Here is a 15,651-nt window from a genome sequence, read left to right on the forward strand (position 1 = left end):
TTGCTTCTCCTAGAGTTCTTGCGCGGCGCTGACGGCGGCGATGAGATCCGCCCAGCGCCCCGGGCCGGCGAGGCCGAGGTGGTACAGGTGCAGTTCGGTGGCGCCTGCCTTGCCGAGTTCGGTGGTGTAGGCCTCGATGTCGGGCACCGGGCTCGCCGCCACCGCGGTGATGTAGCTGCCGACGGCGACCTTGCGCGGCAGTTTCGCCCGCGCCGTCGCGACGGACTCCCGGCTGGCGTGCCCGGGTACCCAGTTCTGCAGCACCACCGCGTCGACGTCTTCGGGGACCGACGGTGTCAGCCCCGGCAACGCTCCGGTGACCCACGGGTCCATCGCGCCGTGCAGCACGATCCTGGGGCCGGACGGGATCTTCGCGAGCACTTCACGCCGGAGCGCGTCCGTCGCCTTCTGCCGCGTGTCGAGCAGGACCTGCCGCAGGGTGGGCAGGATCTTGTCCTCGGTGGCACGGAGGTCACCGGAGTCGATCAGCCGCCGGACCTCGGCACGCAGCTTGCCCAGCGCCTTCGCCGGATCCTTGCCTGCCTCGGCCCAGGACTCGAGACACGTGTCGCAGCAGCAGACCGACAGCAGCCGCGCCACCGCGGGCGACCAGACCCCGTCGGTCTTCTCGTGCTGATGCTGGTGGATGGCGCCGAGCGGGCCGCACGCCTCGAGGATGACCGAGGCGAAGTCGAGCCCCTCGAGGCTCTCGGCGACCACGTTCGCCGCGTACTCGCGGACCTCCTGCTGCCCGGGGCACAGCGCCCACGGATACCGCTCGCCGAAGCAGTTGCGCACGGTGAAATCGGGGAATTCCGTGCCCAGCTGCGAGTTGTGCGTCAGCACGAGCCACGCCGCGGCCGGGATCCCCGCCTCGTTCAGCAGCCGGACGGCGTCACCCGCGCTGTCGCGGCTCTCCACCCAGTCCGGTTCGGCGGGCTTCAGCTCACCCCAGGCCTCGTCGCGCACCGGCCGGTACAGCGCCGCGTGGCGCGCGACGACCGAGGTGCGCTCCGGCGACCAGGGCGTCGCCGCGCGGGCGCTGTGGTACGACACCGCGACGGCGACCTCGTCGACGCCGAGTTCCCGTACGCGCTCGACGAACCCGGGATCGTCGACGACGTCCCAGGGGTAGGCGTATCCGGTGACCTTCACCCCGTCACCACCGCGCCGTGTTCGGTTCGAAGTCTCCGACGAACTTCCGCATATAGGTCACGTCATCCCGTTTGGTCTGTCCACTTCGGACATAGTCTTCATGGGCCCGCGCCAGCGCGTCGGGGTCGAGTTCGACCCCGAGCCCCGGCTTGTCGGGCACCGCGACCGCACCGTCGGCGAACTCCAGCGCACCCGGGGCGATGACGTCGGCCGTCTTCCACGGCCAGTGGGTGTCGCAGGCGTAGGTCAGGTGCGGCGTCGCCGCGGCCACGTGCACCATAGCGGCCAGACTGATCCCGAGATGACTGTTCGAATGCATGGAAAGCCCCACGCCGAAGCATTCCGCCGTGATCGAGAGGGCTTGCGTGTCCCGCAGGCCGCCCCAGTAGTGATGGTCCGAAAGTATTACGCCGACCGCTCGCTGCCGGAAGGCGGGCTCGATGTCCGCGAAGCGCACGACGCACATGTTCGTGGCCAGCGGCATGCTCGCCCGCTCGGCGACCCGCGCCATGCCCTCGATGCCCGGTGTCGGGTCTTCGAGGTACTCCAGGACACCGTCGAGTTCTTCGGCGACCCGGATCCCGGTCTCAGGAGTCCAGGCCGCGTTCGGGTCGATGCGGAGCGGGTGGTCCGGGAACGCCTCGGCGAGCGCCCGGATGCCGTCCATCTCCTGGTCCGGGTCGAAGGCGCCGCCCTTGAGCTTGATGGAGCGGAAGCCGTACTCCTCGACCATGCGGCGCGCCTCGCCGACGAGCGCCTCCGGCGTGGTCACCTCGCCCCACGAGTCTTCGTCGGCGCCGATGTGGGCACCGAACTTGTAGAACAGGTAGGCGGAGAAGTCGACCTTGTCGCGCGCCTTGCCACCGAGCAGGTCCACCACCGGCCTGCCGAGGTAGTGGCCCTGCGCGTCGAGCGCGGCGACCTCGAACAGCGAGTACACGCTGGCGACCGTCTTGCTGACGGAGAATCCGCCGGTGAGCCCGTGAGCGTCGGCGAAGACGACCTCGCCGAGGGTGGTGGCGACCTTCCGGCGGAGGCCGGGCAGGTCGAACACGTCCTGTCCCTTGAGTTCCGGCAGCACCTTCCGGACCTGTTCGAGGAACGCGAGGTCACCGTAGGACTCGCCGAGACCGACCACGCCGTCTTCGCAGATCAGCTGGACGACACCGCGCAGCGCGAAGGGCTCGTGCACGCCCATCGCGTTGAGCAGCGGCGGGTCGGCGAAGGCGACCGGGGTCAGGACGACGTCGAGAACCTTCATCTTCAGGCACCGGTCCCGACGAACTCGAGGACGGCGAATCCGTCGTCGACGATCTTCTCCAGCCGCGCGATCTGGTCCGCGGTGGGCTCGACCAGCGGCGGCCGGACCGAGCCTGCCTTGTCACCGCGCAACCGCGCGGCGGCCTTGACCAGCGACACGGCGAAGCCCTGTCCCTCGTCCCGCAGCGCCACCAGCGGGAGATAGAACCCGGCGAGCAACGCCTCCATGACGGCGTCGTCGTTCTCCGCGAGCGCGCGGTGGAAGCGGGCCGCGATCTCGGGGGCGAAGCAGTGCACGGCCGAGGAGTACCGCGCCACGCCGATCGCCGCGTAGGCGCGCGCGGAGACCTCGGCGGTGGGAAGACCGTTGAAGAACAGGAACTCCCGGGCGCGGTCGGTGTCGACCGAGCGGATCGTGGTGATGATCCGGCTCATCAGCTCGACATCGCCGAAGCCGTCCTTGAGACCGACCACCGACGGGATGTCGAGCAGCTCCACGGCGGAGCCCGGGGTGAACACACCGGTGGAACGGTGGTACACGATCACCGGGATCGAGGAATCGCCGACGGCGTACCGCACGTGGTCGACCAGCCCGGAAGGCGGACCGGTCACCAGGTACGGCGGCAGGAGGAGGACGCCGTCCGCGCCGCCCGCCTCCGCCGCCGCGATCCCGGCACGGGCCGACGCCGCACCGCCGCCCGCCCCGACCCACACGGGTATGCGCCCGGAAACGACCTCACGAGCCTTACGCAGGATCGCTGCGTGCTCGTCCGGGGACAGCGAGCTGAATTCGCCCGTACCGCAGGCGACGAACAGCGCGCCGGCTCCGGCGGCCACATGGCTCTCGACGTTTTCCGCGAACGCGTCGAGGTTGAGTTCCAAGCCCTCGGTGAAGGGGGTCAGGGGGAACGCCAGTAGGCCGTCGAGTTCGATCTTGGGCTGTGCCATGGATTTCTCTTTCGTTCTTTGTGGTTGATCCCGGGTACGGGCCCGGTCAGGCGGGCACGGTGGTGCCGTCCTGCGACTTGCTGGGTGTGAGGTCGTCGTCACGGTCGATCGTGTCGATGATCTCGTCGGTGGTGGCCTTGCGTTCGGGCATGAGGTAGCCGAGCCCGATGAACAGCGCCAGCGAGACCAGGATCGGGGTAGACACGGTGACCGCGAGGGTGGCGTTGTAGCCGTAGTAAGCGATCGCGTAAGCGAGCAGACCGCCCGCCCACGAGATCAGGGCGGCGCGGGAGCCGGAGCGGCGGAACGCGGGGAGCATGCCCAGCAGCAGCGGTACCGAGATCGGGCCCATCAGCGCCGCGACCCAGAGCACCACGATACCCAGCACACCACCGAGTTTCTCGGCCTGTGTGGCCACCGCCATGGTGAGCACGACGAAGACCACCGTCGAAATCCGCGCCGCGAGCAGCCCCTGGGAGTCGGTGAAACTGCGGGCCTTCTTCCACAGCACCGGCATCATGTCGCGGGTGATGACCGCGGAGATCGCGTTGGCGTCGGAGGAGACCATCGCCATGGTGTGCGAGAAGATCCCGGCCAGCACCAGCCCGACCAGACCCGGCGGGAGGAACGTCGTGGTCATGATCGCGTAGGCGTTGTTGGGGTTCGAGATGTTCGGGATCAGCAACGGGGCGGCGAACATCGGGAACATCATCACCAGCGGCCACACCAGGTACAGGATCGAGGAGAGCCGCGCGCCGCGACGGGCTTCGTAGGTGTTCGGCGCGGCCATGTAGCGCTGCGCCAGGTTCCACATACCGCCGTTGTACTCCAGCGTCTTCACCAGCACGTAGACGAGCAACACCACGGTGGTGAACTTCGACGTGGTCGGGTTCAGGTGGGCGGGCGGGAGGTCACCCCACACGGTCCACAGCCCGGAGACGCCGCCGAGCTTGTCCAGCACGACCCAGAGCATCACGATCGCCGCGATGGCCTGGATGACGAACTGGCCGAAGTCGGTGAGCGCGTCGGCCCAGAGCCCGCCGACGGTGCAGTAGATCAGCGTGATCGAGCCGGTGATGATGATGCCCCAGGTGTAGGGCACGCCCGCGAAGACGTTGAGGATCGTCGCGACCGCGAACCACTTGGCCGCGATGTCGAAGATCTTCAGGAGGCTGCCGCTCCAGGCCAGGGCCTGCTGGGTGGGCACGTTGAAGCGCTTCGCCAGGTACTCGAGCGGCGAGGCGACCCCGAGCTTCGAGCGCAGGCGGTTCCACCGCGAGGCGAACAGCCAGCTGCCGATGCCGACGCCGATACCGATACTGGCCATGCCCCAGAAGTAGACGGTGATGCCGTCCGTGTAGGCGACGCCCGCGTACGCGACGAAGAGAACCGCGCTGTAGCCGGACATGTGGTGGGAGATACCGGCCAGCCACCACGGCATCTTCCCGCCGGCGGTGAAGAAGTCACTGACCGTGTTGACCCGGCTGTGCGACCACAGGCCGATCACCACCATCAGCACGAAATACGCGGACACCATGATCCAGTCCAGCAAATGCACCGCTGACTCCTTTCCGCGTCCATGTCGTGCACTCCAGCCGTCGGCGGTCGACTGTTCACATTCATGAACGGAGTCTGTTATAGTGATTATGTTCATCCATAAGAACGCTGTTCGGGACGCTAATATGGCCGGAGTCACAAGTCAACGGCCGGATGGAGGAGCGCGGATGCCACAGCAGGAAGCCGCTGTCACGGTGTCGAACGGCGCGGCCGCCGCGCCGGAACCCGCCGGGGTCAAATCCGCGCGCCGGGCGATCGACCTGATCGAGACCTTCGCCGCGAACGACGTCTGGCTTTCCCTGTCGGATCTCCACGCGCGCACCGGTTTTCCCAGGTCCAGCCTCCACGGGCTGCTCCGCACCCTGCTCGAAGCCGGCTGGCTGGAAGTGGACACCAACACCGCCCGCTACCGCCTCGGCGTCCGCGCGCTGATCTGCGGCACGGCCTACCTCGACCGCGACCCGGTCGTCCCGTACGCGACCGAGGCGCTGGAGCGGATCCGGGAGAAGACCGGGTTCACCGCGCATTTCGCGCGCCGCGAGGGCACCGACGTCGTCTACCTGGAGACACGCGAGTCACGGCACTCGACGCATCTCGTGTCACGCGTCGGCCGCACCCTGCCCACCCACGCCACCGCGCTGGGGAAGGCCCTGCTCGCCGAACTGACGCACGACGAGATCAGCGAACTCCTGACCGGAGAGCTGTCCGCGCTGACGCCGAACACCATCACCTCGGCCGAAGCCCTGCACGCCGAATGCGCGAAGACCCGCGAACGCGGCTATGCGGCGGAAATCGAGGAAGGCAGCGTCGGCGTCCGGTGCGTCGCGGCCGTGATCCCGTACCGCATCCCCGGTACGGACGCGATCAGCTGTTCCATGCCGGTCACCGAAGTCACCGACGCCGACGCCCGGCGCGTCGGCGAGCTCCTCGCCGAAATCACCGCGGAACTCGGCCAGCAACTGCGCCGCGCCGGCATCCGCTGATCTTTCCCGTCCTTCCTTTACTGACAAGGGGTTCTCATGGCAGACCAGCGCGTCCTGATCACCGGCTCGGCGGGCATCGTCGGCACCCTGATGCGGCCGCGGCTGCGTCGCTCCGGCCGGGTGCTGCGGCTGCTCGACCTGGCCGCGCAGCCCGAAGCCGCGGGCGGCGAGGACGTCGAGCTGATCACCGCGTCGGTGACCGACCCGGAGGCGATGGCGAAGGCGTGCGCCGGCGTCGACGCGGTGATCCACCTGGGCGGGCACAGCCGCGAGAACTCGTGGGAAGCCACACTCGACGTCAACATCAACGGCACCCACACCGTCCTCGAAGCCGCGCGGGCGGCCGGTGTACCGCGCGTGATCCTGGCCTCCAGCAACCACTCCGTCGGCTTCCGCCGCAACGACGAAGCGGGCGAAAACGGTCTCCCCGCCGACTCCACCCCCCGGCCGGACACCTACTACGGCGTCAGCAAGGCGGCCATCGAATCGCTCGGCAGCCTGTACCACTCACGGTTCGGCATGGACGTCATCGTCATCCGTATCGGTTCGTGCTTCGAAGACCCGCTCGTCCTCGGCCCGCGCGGCCTGACGACCTGGCTCTCCCCCGACGACGGCGCCCGCCTGTTCGAGGCCTGCCTGAGCTACCCCTCCCCCGGCTACCGGCTGATCTGGGGCGTCTCCGACAACACGCGCCGGATCTACTCGCTGGCCGAAGCCGAGGAACTGGGCTACAAGTCGCTCGACAACGCCGAGACCTACGCCGACCAGTTAGCGGACAGGCCGGCGCCGACCGGCGCGGCGGCGGAGTACGTCGGCGGGCCGTTCTGCACCGCTCCGCTGGGCGCCTACAACCCGCTCTGAGCGATCACGACCAGCCGGAGCGCTGTTCCCGCAGCGCGGACAGTTCGGCCGGTGGCGGGCCGGGGTGCACCACGCCCAGCCGGCGGGTGGCCCTGGTCATGGCGACGTAGAGGTCGTTGTGACCGTGCGGCGCGGTGCCGAGGATTCCGGCCGGGTCGGCGATCAGGACCGAGTCGAACTCCAAGCCCTTGGCCTGATCGGGGGTGAGCAGGACGACCTTGCCGGTCAAGTCCGGTGAGGTGGGTAGGGACAACGCGGCGGCCAGGGGCGCGGTGAGGGTGCTCGGGGCGATGATCCCGAGCTGGCCGTCGGCATGCGCCGTGGCGAGGTCGGCGACGGTCGCGATCAGGCCGTCGCGGGAAGTGCCGGCCCGCCACGGAGTTTCACCGGCCGAGCGGACCGACCGGGGCGGTGGCGTGCCGGGATGGTGGGTGGCGAGCAGCTCCGCGGTGGCGGCCATGATCTCCGCCGGGGTGCGGTAGTTGACCGTGAGCCTGGCGAGCCGCCACCGATCCCGCACGTGTGGCCGCAGCACGCGATCCCACGACGAGGTGCCCGCCGGGCTCCCGGTCTGGGCGAGGTCCCCGACGATGGTCATCGATCCGGTGGGGCACCGGCGCATCAGCATCCGCCAGTCCATTTCGGACAGTTCCTGTGCCTCGTCGACGACCACGTGCCCGAACGTCGCGGGGGCGGCGCGGTGGCCGATCAAGGCGGCGGCTTCGTCCAGCAACGGGACATCCGCGGCACTCCAGCCCTCAGCGTGGTCGCCGAGGAGGTCGGACACCACGCGCTCCGGGGTCAGCGACGGCCACAGCTCGTCGAGTACGGCCCGGACGCCGGTGTCGGCGAGCATCGAGTCCCGCAGACCGGTCCGGTCGGTCTCGTCCAACAGGGTCCGCGGCCCGTCGTCGTGGTCGATCACGACCCCCGCGGCGGCGAGCGCACGCAGGTCCGCCTCGCCGAGCCGGCCGTCCGGGCTGCCACCGTCGATCGCCTCACCCGTTTCGGTGAGCACGACCGCCTCCAAACCCTCGATCAAGCGCCGCGTGAGCACCTCCACGATCTCCCGCTCGAAGACCAGCTTGGCCTGGTCGTGCGGAAGCCCGGCCCGCGCGGCTCTCCGTACGGCGCGCCGGCAGTCTTGCGGATCGAGCCGCAGCACCTGCTGCTCGAACTCGACGTCGACCGGGTGCTCCGGTGTCCTGACCCGCGACCGCACCGCCGCCACCAGCCGTCCGGCCATCGCCGCCTCGCCCTTGAGCGCGACGATCCCGGGCGGATCCACCCGGCAGACCTCGACGTCCGGCCTCAGGTCGGCGATGGTCGCGGTCACCACGCTGTTCTCGCCGAGACCCGGCAGGACCTGGCCGATGTAGTCGAGGAAGATCCGGCTGGGACCCACCACCAGGACACCGCGGGTGCGCAGTTGCGGACGGGTGTAGAGCAGGTACGCGACCCGATGCAACGCGACGGCCGTCTTCCCCGTGCCGGGACCGCCCTGGACGACCAGCACCCCACCGGACTCGTGCCGGATGATCCGATCCTGTTCGGCCTGCAGGGTGGTGACGATGTCGTGCATCCGCCCGGTCCGCTCCACGGTCACGGCCGCCAGCAACGCCGCCTCACCGACCAGGCCGTCTTCGCCGGCACCGTCCGCGTCCAGCAACTCGTCGTCCAGCGCGACGACGGTCCGGCCTCGCGTGGTGATGCGCCGCCGTCGCCGCACCCCGCCGGGAGCGGTCGCCGTCGCGGTGTAGAACGCCCGGGCCACCGGGACCCGCCAGTCCACCAGCAGCGGTTCCTCGTCCTCGTCCCGGAACAGGCCCAGCCTGCCGATGTAGACGCGCCGGCCGTCGTGCGTGTCCAGCCGCCCGAAGCACAACCCTTGCTCCACCGCGTCCAGCCGGGCCGCCTCCGCCTGCCAGACACTCACCGCTTCCTGATTTCCCCCAGGCCGCCGTGCCGCCGCCAGCCTCCCGGCCGCCTCCTCGCGCAGGACGTCCAGACGGGCGTACAGGGCCGCCACATAGTCCTGTTCCCTGTCGATCTCACGGTCGACGCCATTGCCGGCCACGCGTCCCCTCCCAGTTCGACGATCAGTGCCGTCGAGCGTGCACGGCGACGACCGGGAGAAACAGTCTTGTTCTTTTCCGCCGCCTCAGCCGAGGGGTCGATCCGGCGTATTCGGGCGGCCCGCGCGGCAGTGGGTCAGCCGGTCAGCCCACCGCGACCGACTGGAACGTCACCGGGACCCGCGGCGGCCCCGTCCCATCACCGGGTCCCTTCGCCTCGTCCACGCCACCACTCGCGACCTTGTCCAGCGTCTGCAGTCCCGCGTCCGAGATGCTCCCGAACACGGTGTACTCCGGCGGCAGTTCCGCCGCACCGAAGACCATGAAGAACTGGCTGCCGCCCGAGTCCGGATTCTGGGTCTTCGCCATGGCGAGGATCCCGCGGCCGTACTTGAGCTGCGGGAAGATCTCGTCGGGGATGGTGTATCCCGACCCGCCCATCCCGGTGCCTTCCGGGTCACCGCACTGGAGCATCTGCAACCCCGAGGTGCCGAGCCGGTGACACGAGTGGCCGTCGTAGTAACCCTGCTGCGCCAGCGAAAGGAAGTTCGCCACGGTGCACGGCGCGAGCGCGCGGTCCAGGGTCAGCCCGATGTCGCCCGCGGTCGTCTTGACCGTGACCGCGGTCGTGCCGGACGCCGGTGTCGGGCCCGCCGCGGGCGGATTGACCTTCTTCGCCGGCTCTTTGGTGGTGTCCGCCGGGTAGGCGCAATCCGTCGGATCCGCCAGCGGTGTCGTGCGTTTCGGTAGTTCCGTCCGGCCGGCCGGGCTCTGTGCCGGCGTGTCCTCGGCACTCGACGTCGGGGCCTGCGACGAGGACGAAGACGCGACCGCGCTCTTGCCCTTCGAGTCCGACAGGAAGAACCCCGGCGCCACGAAACCGGTGATCGCCACGACGGCGACCACCACGACCAGTCCCAGCACACCGATCCCGATCCAGAGCGCCGTCTTGTTCGACGGAGGCGGCTGAGGTGGCTGTTGCGGTGCGCCGTACCAGCCCGGCTGCTGGTACGGCTGCTGCGGCGGCTGGGACATCTGTGCTCCTGTCATCCGGTGGAGGAAGTGCAGGAACACTCTCACGGATCAGCCCGGTGAAGTCACGGCATCCCCCATGGTGCGGCGTCCCCGTTCGCCGGGACGGGCCGGATCTCGAGATCGGGCCTGTCACCCTTGCGGTGCACGACGGCTTCTTCGCCGCGCCGCAGGTCGATCCGGACGTCCCCGTTCGGCAGCCGCCGCCAGCGTTTCGGCCGCCCCCACCGGTCGCGGACGGTCAGCTCCCCGTCCAGGTCCGTCCGCAGCACACACGGCGACCCCGCCTCGCTGGTGACCTTGACCCAGCGCGTCTTCCCGCCCTGCCGCGAGGCGCTGAGCAGGAACGCGCCTTCCGTCCGGAAGTCGCGCAGCGCGGCGTCCGCCCACTTCGCGGGAACGGCCGGAAAGAGCCGGATGACGCCGCCCCAGCTCTGCACGAGCATGTCGTGCAACGACTGCGCGGCCGAAAGCGGCGTCTCGATGACCGGCCCGGACTCCTTGTACATCGTGTTCGGCTGGATGTAGCGCCGCTGCAGTTCCCCGAGGTAGAACTCCGCCTTGTCGCCGCGCAGCATCTGCGCCGACATCGACGCGGCACCCGTGAACGTGTAGCCCTGCAACGCGCCCTCGAAGCCCACCCAATGGTCGAGCGAGGTCTCGATGATCCGCCGGTGCTCCGGCCGCTCCCAGGTGATCTCGTACAGCGGGTACACCTGCAGCAGATGCGAGTAGTGCCGATGCGATTTCGCGAACGGCACGCCGGCGCCGATCATGTAGCCGTCGGCGTCGGCCGGATACGGGACCAGCGTGGCCAGGACCTCCCGCCACCGCCGCGTGAGCGGGTCTTCGATCCGCAGTTCCGCCGCCGACTCCAGGAGGGTTTTGCAGCCCCAGCGGATGAGCGCGAGATCGTAGTTGCAGTCGGGGGCGTTGACGCCGTACTCCGGGGAGAACGTCGCGGGCAGGTGCAGCTTCCCGTCCGCGCCGGGGGCGAGGAAGTGGAGGTAGTAGTTGATCGCCTTGCGCAGCAAGGGGAACAGCGTGTCCCGCAGGAGGCGCCGGTCCATCGTGTGCCGATAGGACAGCCAGACGTTGTGCAGTGCCCAGGTCAGGTTGCCGACCTCCGGCGTCGGCGTCTCCTCGCCGGGAATGCCGACCGGGAAGCCGGAGTTCGTCCCGGCCGCGCCGTTGAGCAGGTTCATGTCGGTCGTGCGCGGGATGCCCGCGGAATCGTGCCGGTACGGCTCGGCGACCTGGCCCGTCAGGTTCGCGCGGTACTTGCCGAGCGCGTGACTGACGGCGTCCAGTTCGAGATGGTTCGAGCCGTGGATGAGCCAGTACTCCAGCTGGACGTTGAGGTTCCACCACGTCGCGGGCCACGGGGTCGGTTCGAGCCACGGTCCGCAGGTCGCCATGACCGGGGCTTCTTTTCGCGCCGCCGAAGCGATCTTGTACAGCTGGATCCAGTAGAAGCTCTGGAGCCGGGTGTCCGGAACGGACAGGAAGCCGTGCCGGTAGTAGTCGTGCCACCAGCGGCGGTGCTCGATCGTGAGGGTGTCGAACGACTCGGCCCGCCGGACCGTCTTCAGCGCCTCTCGCGCGGCCGTCCTCTTCGGGTACGACCACGCCACCGACGTGTACAGCGTGCGCTTCGATCCCCGATCGATCTCGCGCCAGGCCGTCACGTACTCGCCGCCCGCCAGCAGGCTTTGCACGGAAAGCCTGATGTCACCGCTGGTTTCCGCTGTCGCGGGCGGGTTGGCGACGTATCCGGCGGGCGGCGGCTTCCCGAACTTCGGATCCGCTCTCGGGCTCACCGCCTCGGCCGGATGGAAGATCCACTGGAAGCCGCGTTCCCCCTCGGTCGGCTCGATCTCGACGGCCAGCATCGACTGTCCGGTGTGGACGATCGCCCGCAGCGAAAGACCGCCCGCGGCCGTGGTGATCGTGCCCCTGAGTTCGGCGTTCCACAGGTCCATCCGCCAGTCGATCCCGGTGATGGCACCGACCGGTTCGAGGGTGAAATGCCCGATCGGCAACCGCGCGAGGCCGAACAGGGAGCCGAACTCGGGCCGATGATCCTGAACTTCGCTGTGCTGGACGTTGAACCGGATGGCGTTCCGGCCCGGTTCGGCGTAGATGCCCGAGCCGAGGAAACCGTTGCCGAGGAAGGGGCCTTCGTACCAGGTCTTCGGCATCCCGCGCCAAACCAGGTCCGCCGCACCGAGGAATCCGGCCCAGTCGAGGCCGCCGAGCGCGAAGTCGTTCTCCACGGCCGAGGCGGACGGCGCGAACCCGGCCGCCGCCACGCCCGCCAGCGCTCCGCCGAGCACCGTCCTGCGGGTGATGTCCATCCTTCGGACCTCCTTGTCGTGAATTCAGGCCGGAAGCCCCCACGCGGGAGTGGTGCCGTCGCCGGGTACGTCGCGCGGCTCCAGCGCCGGGCGCGCGCCGCGCCGCGTGACGACGGCCGTCCCGCCCCGGCCGAGCGGGACCGAGATCGTGCCCGGACCTTCGGCACGCCAAGGAAGCCGCCGCCCGCGCGCGTCACGGACCTCGATGTCTCCGGGGATCCCATGCTGGAGCGTGAGCGGCTCCCCCGCCTCGCTGCGGACTCGGACCCACTCGGTCGCGCCGTTCCTGCGGGAGGCGTCCACGAGGAAGGCACCCTCCGCGCGCAGGCTCTCGAAAGACGCGTCCCGCCACGACCGTGACACCGACGGGAAGATCTTCAGAACGCCGTGATCACCTTGCAGAAGCATGTCCACAACGGACTGCGCGGCGGTGATGGGACTCTCGATGGCGAGGTTCGAGCCTTCGCGGTACATCGTGTTCGGCGTCAGCTGGGTACCGGCGACGACGGTCCCGTCGAGGAAGATCTTCAGATACCGCAAGGCTTCTTCGGGCGCGTCCATCACGGAACTCATCGACGACGCGGCCGCGAAACTGTATCCGTGCCATTTGTCCTGGACACTCGACCAGTGCGCGAAGGTGCGGCGCATGAGGTCCCGGTCACCGGGGCGATCCCAGAGTTTCTCGCGCAGTGGGTAAAGCCAGAGCAGATGCGAGAAGTGCCGGTGTGATTCGGCCAGCGGGACCCCGTCGCCGATCAGCACCCCCTGAGCGGGATCCTGGTGATACGGCGCCAGTTTCTCGCCGATCTCCCGCCACGCGGGCACGCTCGGGTCTTCGATGCGCAGCTTGGCCGCCGATTCGACGAGCGTGCGCGCGGCCCAGCGGATCAGCGACAGGTCGTAGGTGCAGTCGCCCGCGTCGGCGTACTCGGGCGAGCGCGTCATCGGCAGGTGCAGGGAGCCGTCCGGGCCGGTGGCGAGGAAGTGGCGATAGTAGTTGAGCGCCTTGGCGAGCGTCGGATACAGGACGTCGCGGAGGATGCGGACGTCCATGCTGTGCCGGTACGCGAGCCAGACATTGTGCAGGCCCCAGATCAGGTTGCCGGTCTGGTCGTTCTTCGTGGCCGGGCCGGGGACGCCGACCGCGCGGGTGCCACCGGGCCGCAGCCGCCAGTCCCCCGGATGCGAAAGGGCGTACGTGTCGCCGTCCCGGTACGCGGGAGGGACCGAGAGCTCGAGGTTCGCGTGGTCACGGCGGAAGGTCTCGGTGACCGCGTCGAGTTCGGGATGGTTGCTGCTGTTGACGATCGGGTACGTGACCTGGACGTTGAGGTTCCACCACACCGCCGTCCAGCTGTTGCCGACCTCCGGGAACCACGGCCCCCATTCGGCGACGACCGGCCCGTTCGCACGGGTGGCGCAGGCGGTCTTGTACAGCTGGATCCAATAGAACCGCTGGACGCGTTTGTCCGGAATGGACACCAGACTGCGCCGGTAGAAGGCGTTCCACCAATGCCGATGGCGGGCGACGAGCATGTCCGGATTCGCCATCGACGCCCGCTGGACCTTCTTGATCGCTTCGGCGGTGTGGGTCGGCTTCGGAAACCCGTACGCGACCGTGGCCGCCAGCAGCCGCCGCGAGCCCACGGCACGCTCACGCCACGCCGTCGTATACCCGCCGCCCGCGTGAAGCGGCTGCTCGCAGTACTGGACCGCGCCCGCACTGGCGACCTTCGGATCGGGATTGGCCGTGTACTCGGGCGGTTTGCGGATCGTCCGGGTCGTCGCCGATTCGAGCGGCGTGAACCCCCAGTCCGCGGCCGCCTCCCCGGTCAGCGAGACGAGGAGGAGGTCCTGGTCGTTGTGGACCAGCGCGGAAAAGCGCACCGACCCCCGGGTCGTGGTGATCGTGCCGCCCAGCTCGGCGTTGTACAGATCGAGGTGCCAGTCCACCGCCGTGATCGCGCCCGCGAAGGTGAGGGTGAGATAACCGATCGGGAGCCGCGAGTACCCGATGCCCGCTTCCCACTGTCCGCGCTGGTCCTGGACCTGGGAATGACTGAGCATCACCTTGAGGATGTTCGGCCGTGCCCCCGCGTAGAGCTGCACGCCGAGGAAGCCGTTGGCGAGGAACGGCCCGTCTTGCCAGCTCTTCGGTAAGCGCTTCCACACCATGCGCGCGTCATCGACGATCCGGCGGTGAACGTCCTGCCCGGCGAACGCCGGCGGAGCCCCCTGAGCCCAGAGCCCCCCGAGCGCCGCCGCCCCCGCCGCGACCCTCAGCATCGATCGCCTGGACAGCTCGGCCATGGGTCGCCTCCAGATTCATACTACGTTTACCGCAGATCAAGTCCTGGCGAACGGCATGTTTCCAGAGATAGTCCCACTTTGACCAGAGCGCTCACCCGGAAAGCCGTAGATACATCCGACCTATCGGTCGTCGAGATCGACCCCGACCCGACGAAGGTTGACGGCGAAGGTCTTGCGCAGCGTTCGCGCCGACAACCCCGGCAGGCCGATCAGGACCCCGAAGACGACCACGAGACGGTTTCTGCCACCGCTGCGACCGAGTCTTGAGCAAGCTCGCCTCGGCGATCGCGGCACTCTCGACGTCCGCCGAGCCCCTCGCACCGTTGAGCACCTGCTGCTCACGGTGCCGGTTCACCCGCCGCTTGTGGCTCGGTCCTGGTCGCGGACCACCGATTACCGGCAGATCAGCCTGATTTCGGCAGCGCTGTGCGCGGCCACGAGTTCAGCGGCGACCTTCTCGGGCTCGGCTCGCAGCCTGCCCGGAAGAGTCTGCAGCACCATGATTCCTTCGGCGGTGTACCGGCTGTTCCTCTCGAGCGTGACGGCGTACTGCGCTCGCGCGAAGTGGAAGTCGTACGAATCGATCTCCCAGGCGAGGCGGACTTTCCCGAAATAGCCGTCAGGAGTCCCGATGTAGCGGCCACCGGCATCCCTCAGTTCCTGATTCCACAGCGGTTCCGGAAGACCGGTGCGGCGCCAGACGGCCATCGCGTCGATCTCCGCGACCGACCTCGCACCCCTCAGGACGTCACGCAGTACTTCACGGGGCAACGCGCTGCCGCGATCGCTGCCAGCCTCGAGTTCCCTGATGAGGACCTCGGGATCCAGCCTGCCGCGCTGCACTGCTTCGGTCAGCAACGCACGGACCGGATCCCGCGTGGTGAAACGACGACATTCGTCGAGGGCCGCCCGGACGAGCGGAGCCATGGCCACTCCGTCGACGATCGTGGGTCGGGGCATTCTCGTAGTCCGCTCCACCGTGACGTACCCGGCACTACTGACTTTGCAGGAGGCGGGTATCAGCAGATGGACAGCGTCCGACGCGATTCTCGGCCCTCTCAGACCTTGGCGACGGCAAGCCTCGAGACCGGTGACGAGCGCGTCCGGCCCGCC

Annotated in this window: 11 protein-coding genes; 2 read left to right on the forward strand and 9 right to left on the reverse strand. The window is 69.0% G+C overall.

The window, feature by feature from the left end; genetic code table 11:
* Positions 1-9: 9 nt before the first annotated feature.
* From ACLJRM_RS32165 to ACLJRM_RS32180, 4 genes are read right to left on the reverse strand one after another with little or no spacing between them, the layout of a single operon-like run.
* Positions 10-1,155 carry a hypothetical protein gene (locus tag ACLJRM_RS32165; RefSeq protein WP_410665193.1) on the reverse strand — a complete coding sequence of 382 codons (1,146 nt, stop codon included), beginning with the start codon at positions 1,153-1,155 and terminating at the stop codon, positions 10-12.
* A 4-nt stretch (positions 1,156-1,159) separates the two neighbouring features.
* Positions 1,160-2,416 carry a glucarate dehydratase family protein gene (locus ACLJRM_RS32170; protein ID WP_101608711.1) on the reverse strand — a complete coding sequence of 419 codons (1,257 nt, stop codon included), beginning with the start codon at positions 2,414-2,416 and terminating at the stop codon, positions 1,160-1,162.
* A gap of 2 nt (positions 2,417-2,418) precedes the next feature.
* A complete protein-coding gene (locus ACLJRM_RS32175) occupies positions 2,419-3,363 on the reverse strand; it encodes a 5-dehydro-4-deoxyglucarate dehydratase (protein WP_410665194.1) in 945 nt (314 codons plus the stop codon).
* Between the two features lie 46 nt (positions 3,364-3,409).
* Positions 3,410-4,921 (reverse strand): sodium:solute symporter family protein, encoded by a 1,512-nt coding sequence (locus tag ACLJRM_RS32180; RefSeq protein WP_101608713.1) that lies wholly within the window; start codon positions 4,919-4,921, stop codon positions 3,410-3,412.
* 166 nt (positions 4,922-5,087) lie between these two features.
* Here ACLJRM_RS32180 and ACLJRM_RS32185 point away from each other — a divergent pair, with 166 nt between their 5' ends.
* Together ACLJRM_RS32185 and ACLJRM_RS32190 are read left to right on the forward strand one after the other, a co-directional pair.
* On the forward strand, positions 5,088-5,903 hold the full coding sequence (locus ACLJRM_RS32185; protein WP_410665195.1) for an IclR family transcriptional regulator: 816 nt from the start codon (positions 5,088-5,090) through the stop codon (positions 5,901-5,903).
* Positions 5,904-5,939: 36 nt separating this feature from the next.
* On the forward strand, positions 5,940-6,764 hold the full coding sequence (locus ACLJRM_RS32190) for an NAD-dependent epimerase/dehydratase family protein (RefSeq protein ID WP_101608715.1): 825 nt from the start codon (positions 5,940-5,942) through the stop codon (positions 6,762-6,764).
* Between the two features lie 4 nt (positions 6,765-6,768).
* Here the strand turns inward: ACLJRM_RS32190 and ACLJRM_RS32195 are convergent, their stop codons facing one another.
* The 5 genes from ACLJRM_RS32195 to ACLJRM_RS32215 all read right to left on the reverse strand — a co-directional run bounded on the left by ACLJRM_RS32195 (position 6,769) and on the right by ACLJRM_RS32215 (position 15,465).
* On the reverse strand, positions 6,769-8,841 hold the full coding sequence (locus ACLJRM_RS32195) for a HelD family protein (RefSeq protein WP_410665196.1): 2,073 nt from the start codon (positions 8,839-8,841) through the stop codon (positions 6,769-6,771).
* A gap of 142 nt (positions 8,842-8,983) precedes the next feature.
* Positions 8,984-9,874 (reverse strand): peptidylprolyl isomerase, encoded by an 891-nt coding sequence (locus tag ACLJRM_RS32200; RefSeq protein WP_410665197.1) that lies wholly within the window; start codon positions 9,872-9,874, stop codon positions 8,984-8,986.
* A gap of 62 nt (positions 9,875-9,936) precedes the next feature.
* Positions 9,937-12,228, reverse strand: coding sequence for a glycosyl hydrolase family 95 catalytic domain-containing protein (locus ACLJRM_RS32205; RefSeq protein WP_410665198.1), 2,292 nt, complete (start codon positions 12,226-12,228; stop codon positions 9,937-9,939).
* A gap of 24 nt (positions 12,229-12,252) precedes the next feature.
* Positions 12,253-14,538 (reverse strand): glycosyl hydrolase family 95 catalytic domain-containing protein, encoded by a 2,286-nt coding sequence (locus ACLJRM_RS32210; RefSeq protein WP_410665199.1) that lies wholly within the window; start codon positions 14,536-14,538, stop codon positions 12,253-12,255.
* A 393-nt stretch (positions 14,539-14,931) separates the two neighbouring features.
* Positions 14,932-15,465 carry a hypothetical protein gene (locus tag ACLJRM_RS32215; protein WP_233224195.1) on the reverse strand — a complete coding sequence of 178 codons (534 nt, stop codon included), beginning with the start codon at positions 15,463-15,465 and terminating at the stop codon, positions 14,932-14,934.
* Between the last annotated feature and the right edge of the window lie 186 nt (positions 15,466-15,651).

Origin of the sequence: Amycolatopsis sp. lyj-84 (assembly GCF_046549075.1) — a bacterium.
Lineage (GTDB): Bacteria > Actinomycetota > Actinomycetes > Mycobacteriales > Pseudonocardiaceae > Amycolatopsis.

Excerpts from the sequence above, each read along its gene's own strand:
- ACLJRM_RS32200 (WP_410665197.1), bottom strand. The coding sequence starts at position 9,874 with ATGTCCCAGCCGCCGCAGCAGCCGTACCAGCAGCCGGGCTGGTACGGC.
- ACLJRM_RS32170 (WP_101608711.1), bottom strand. The coding sequence starts at position 2,416 with ATGAAGGTTCTCGACGTCGTCCTGACCCCGGTCGCCTTCGCCGACCCG.
- ACLJRM_RS32205 (WP_410665198.1), bottom strand. The coding sequence starts at position 12,228 with ATGGACATCACCCGCAGGACGGTGCTCGGCGGAGCGCTGGCGGGCGTG.
- ACLJRM_RS32210 (WP_410665199.1), bottom strand. The coding sequence starts at position 14,538 with ATGGCCGAGCTGTCCAGGCGATCGATGCTGAGGGTCGCGGCGGGGGCG.
- ACLJRM_RS32215 (WP_233224195.1), bottom strand. The coding sequence starts at position 15,465 with ATGGCTCCGCTCGTCCGGGCGGCCCTCGACGAATGTCGTCGTTTCACC.
- ACLJRM_RS32185 (WP_410665195.1), top strand. The coding sequence starts at position 5,088 with ATGCCACAGCAGGAAGCCGCTGTCACGGTGTCGAACGGCGCGGCCGCC.
- ACLJRM_RS32175 (WP_410665194.1), bottom strand. The coding sequence starts at position 3,363 with ATGGCACAGCCCAAGATCGAACTCGACGGCCTACTGGCGTTCCCCCTG.
- ACLJRM_RS32190 (WP_101608715.1), top strand. The coding sequence starts at position 5,940 with ATGGCAGACCAGCGCGTCCTGATCACCGGCTCGGCGGGCATCGTCGGC.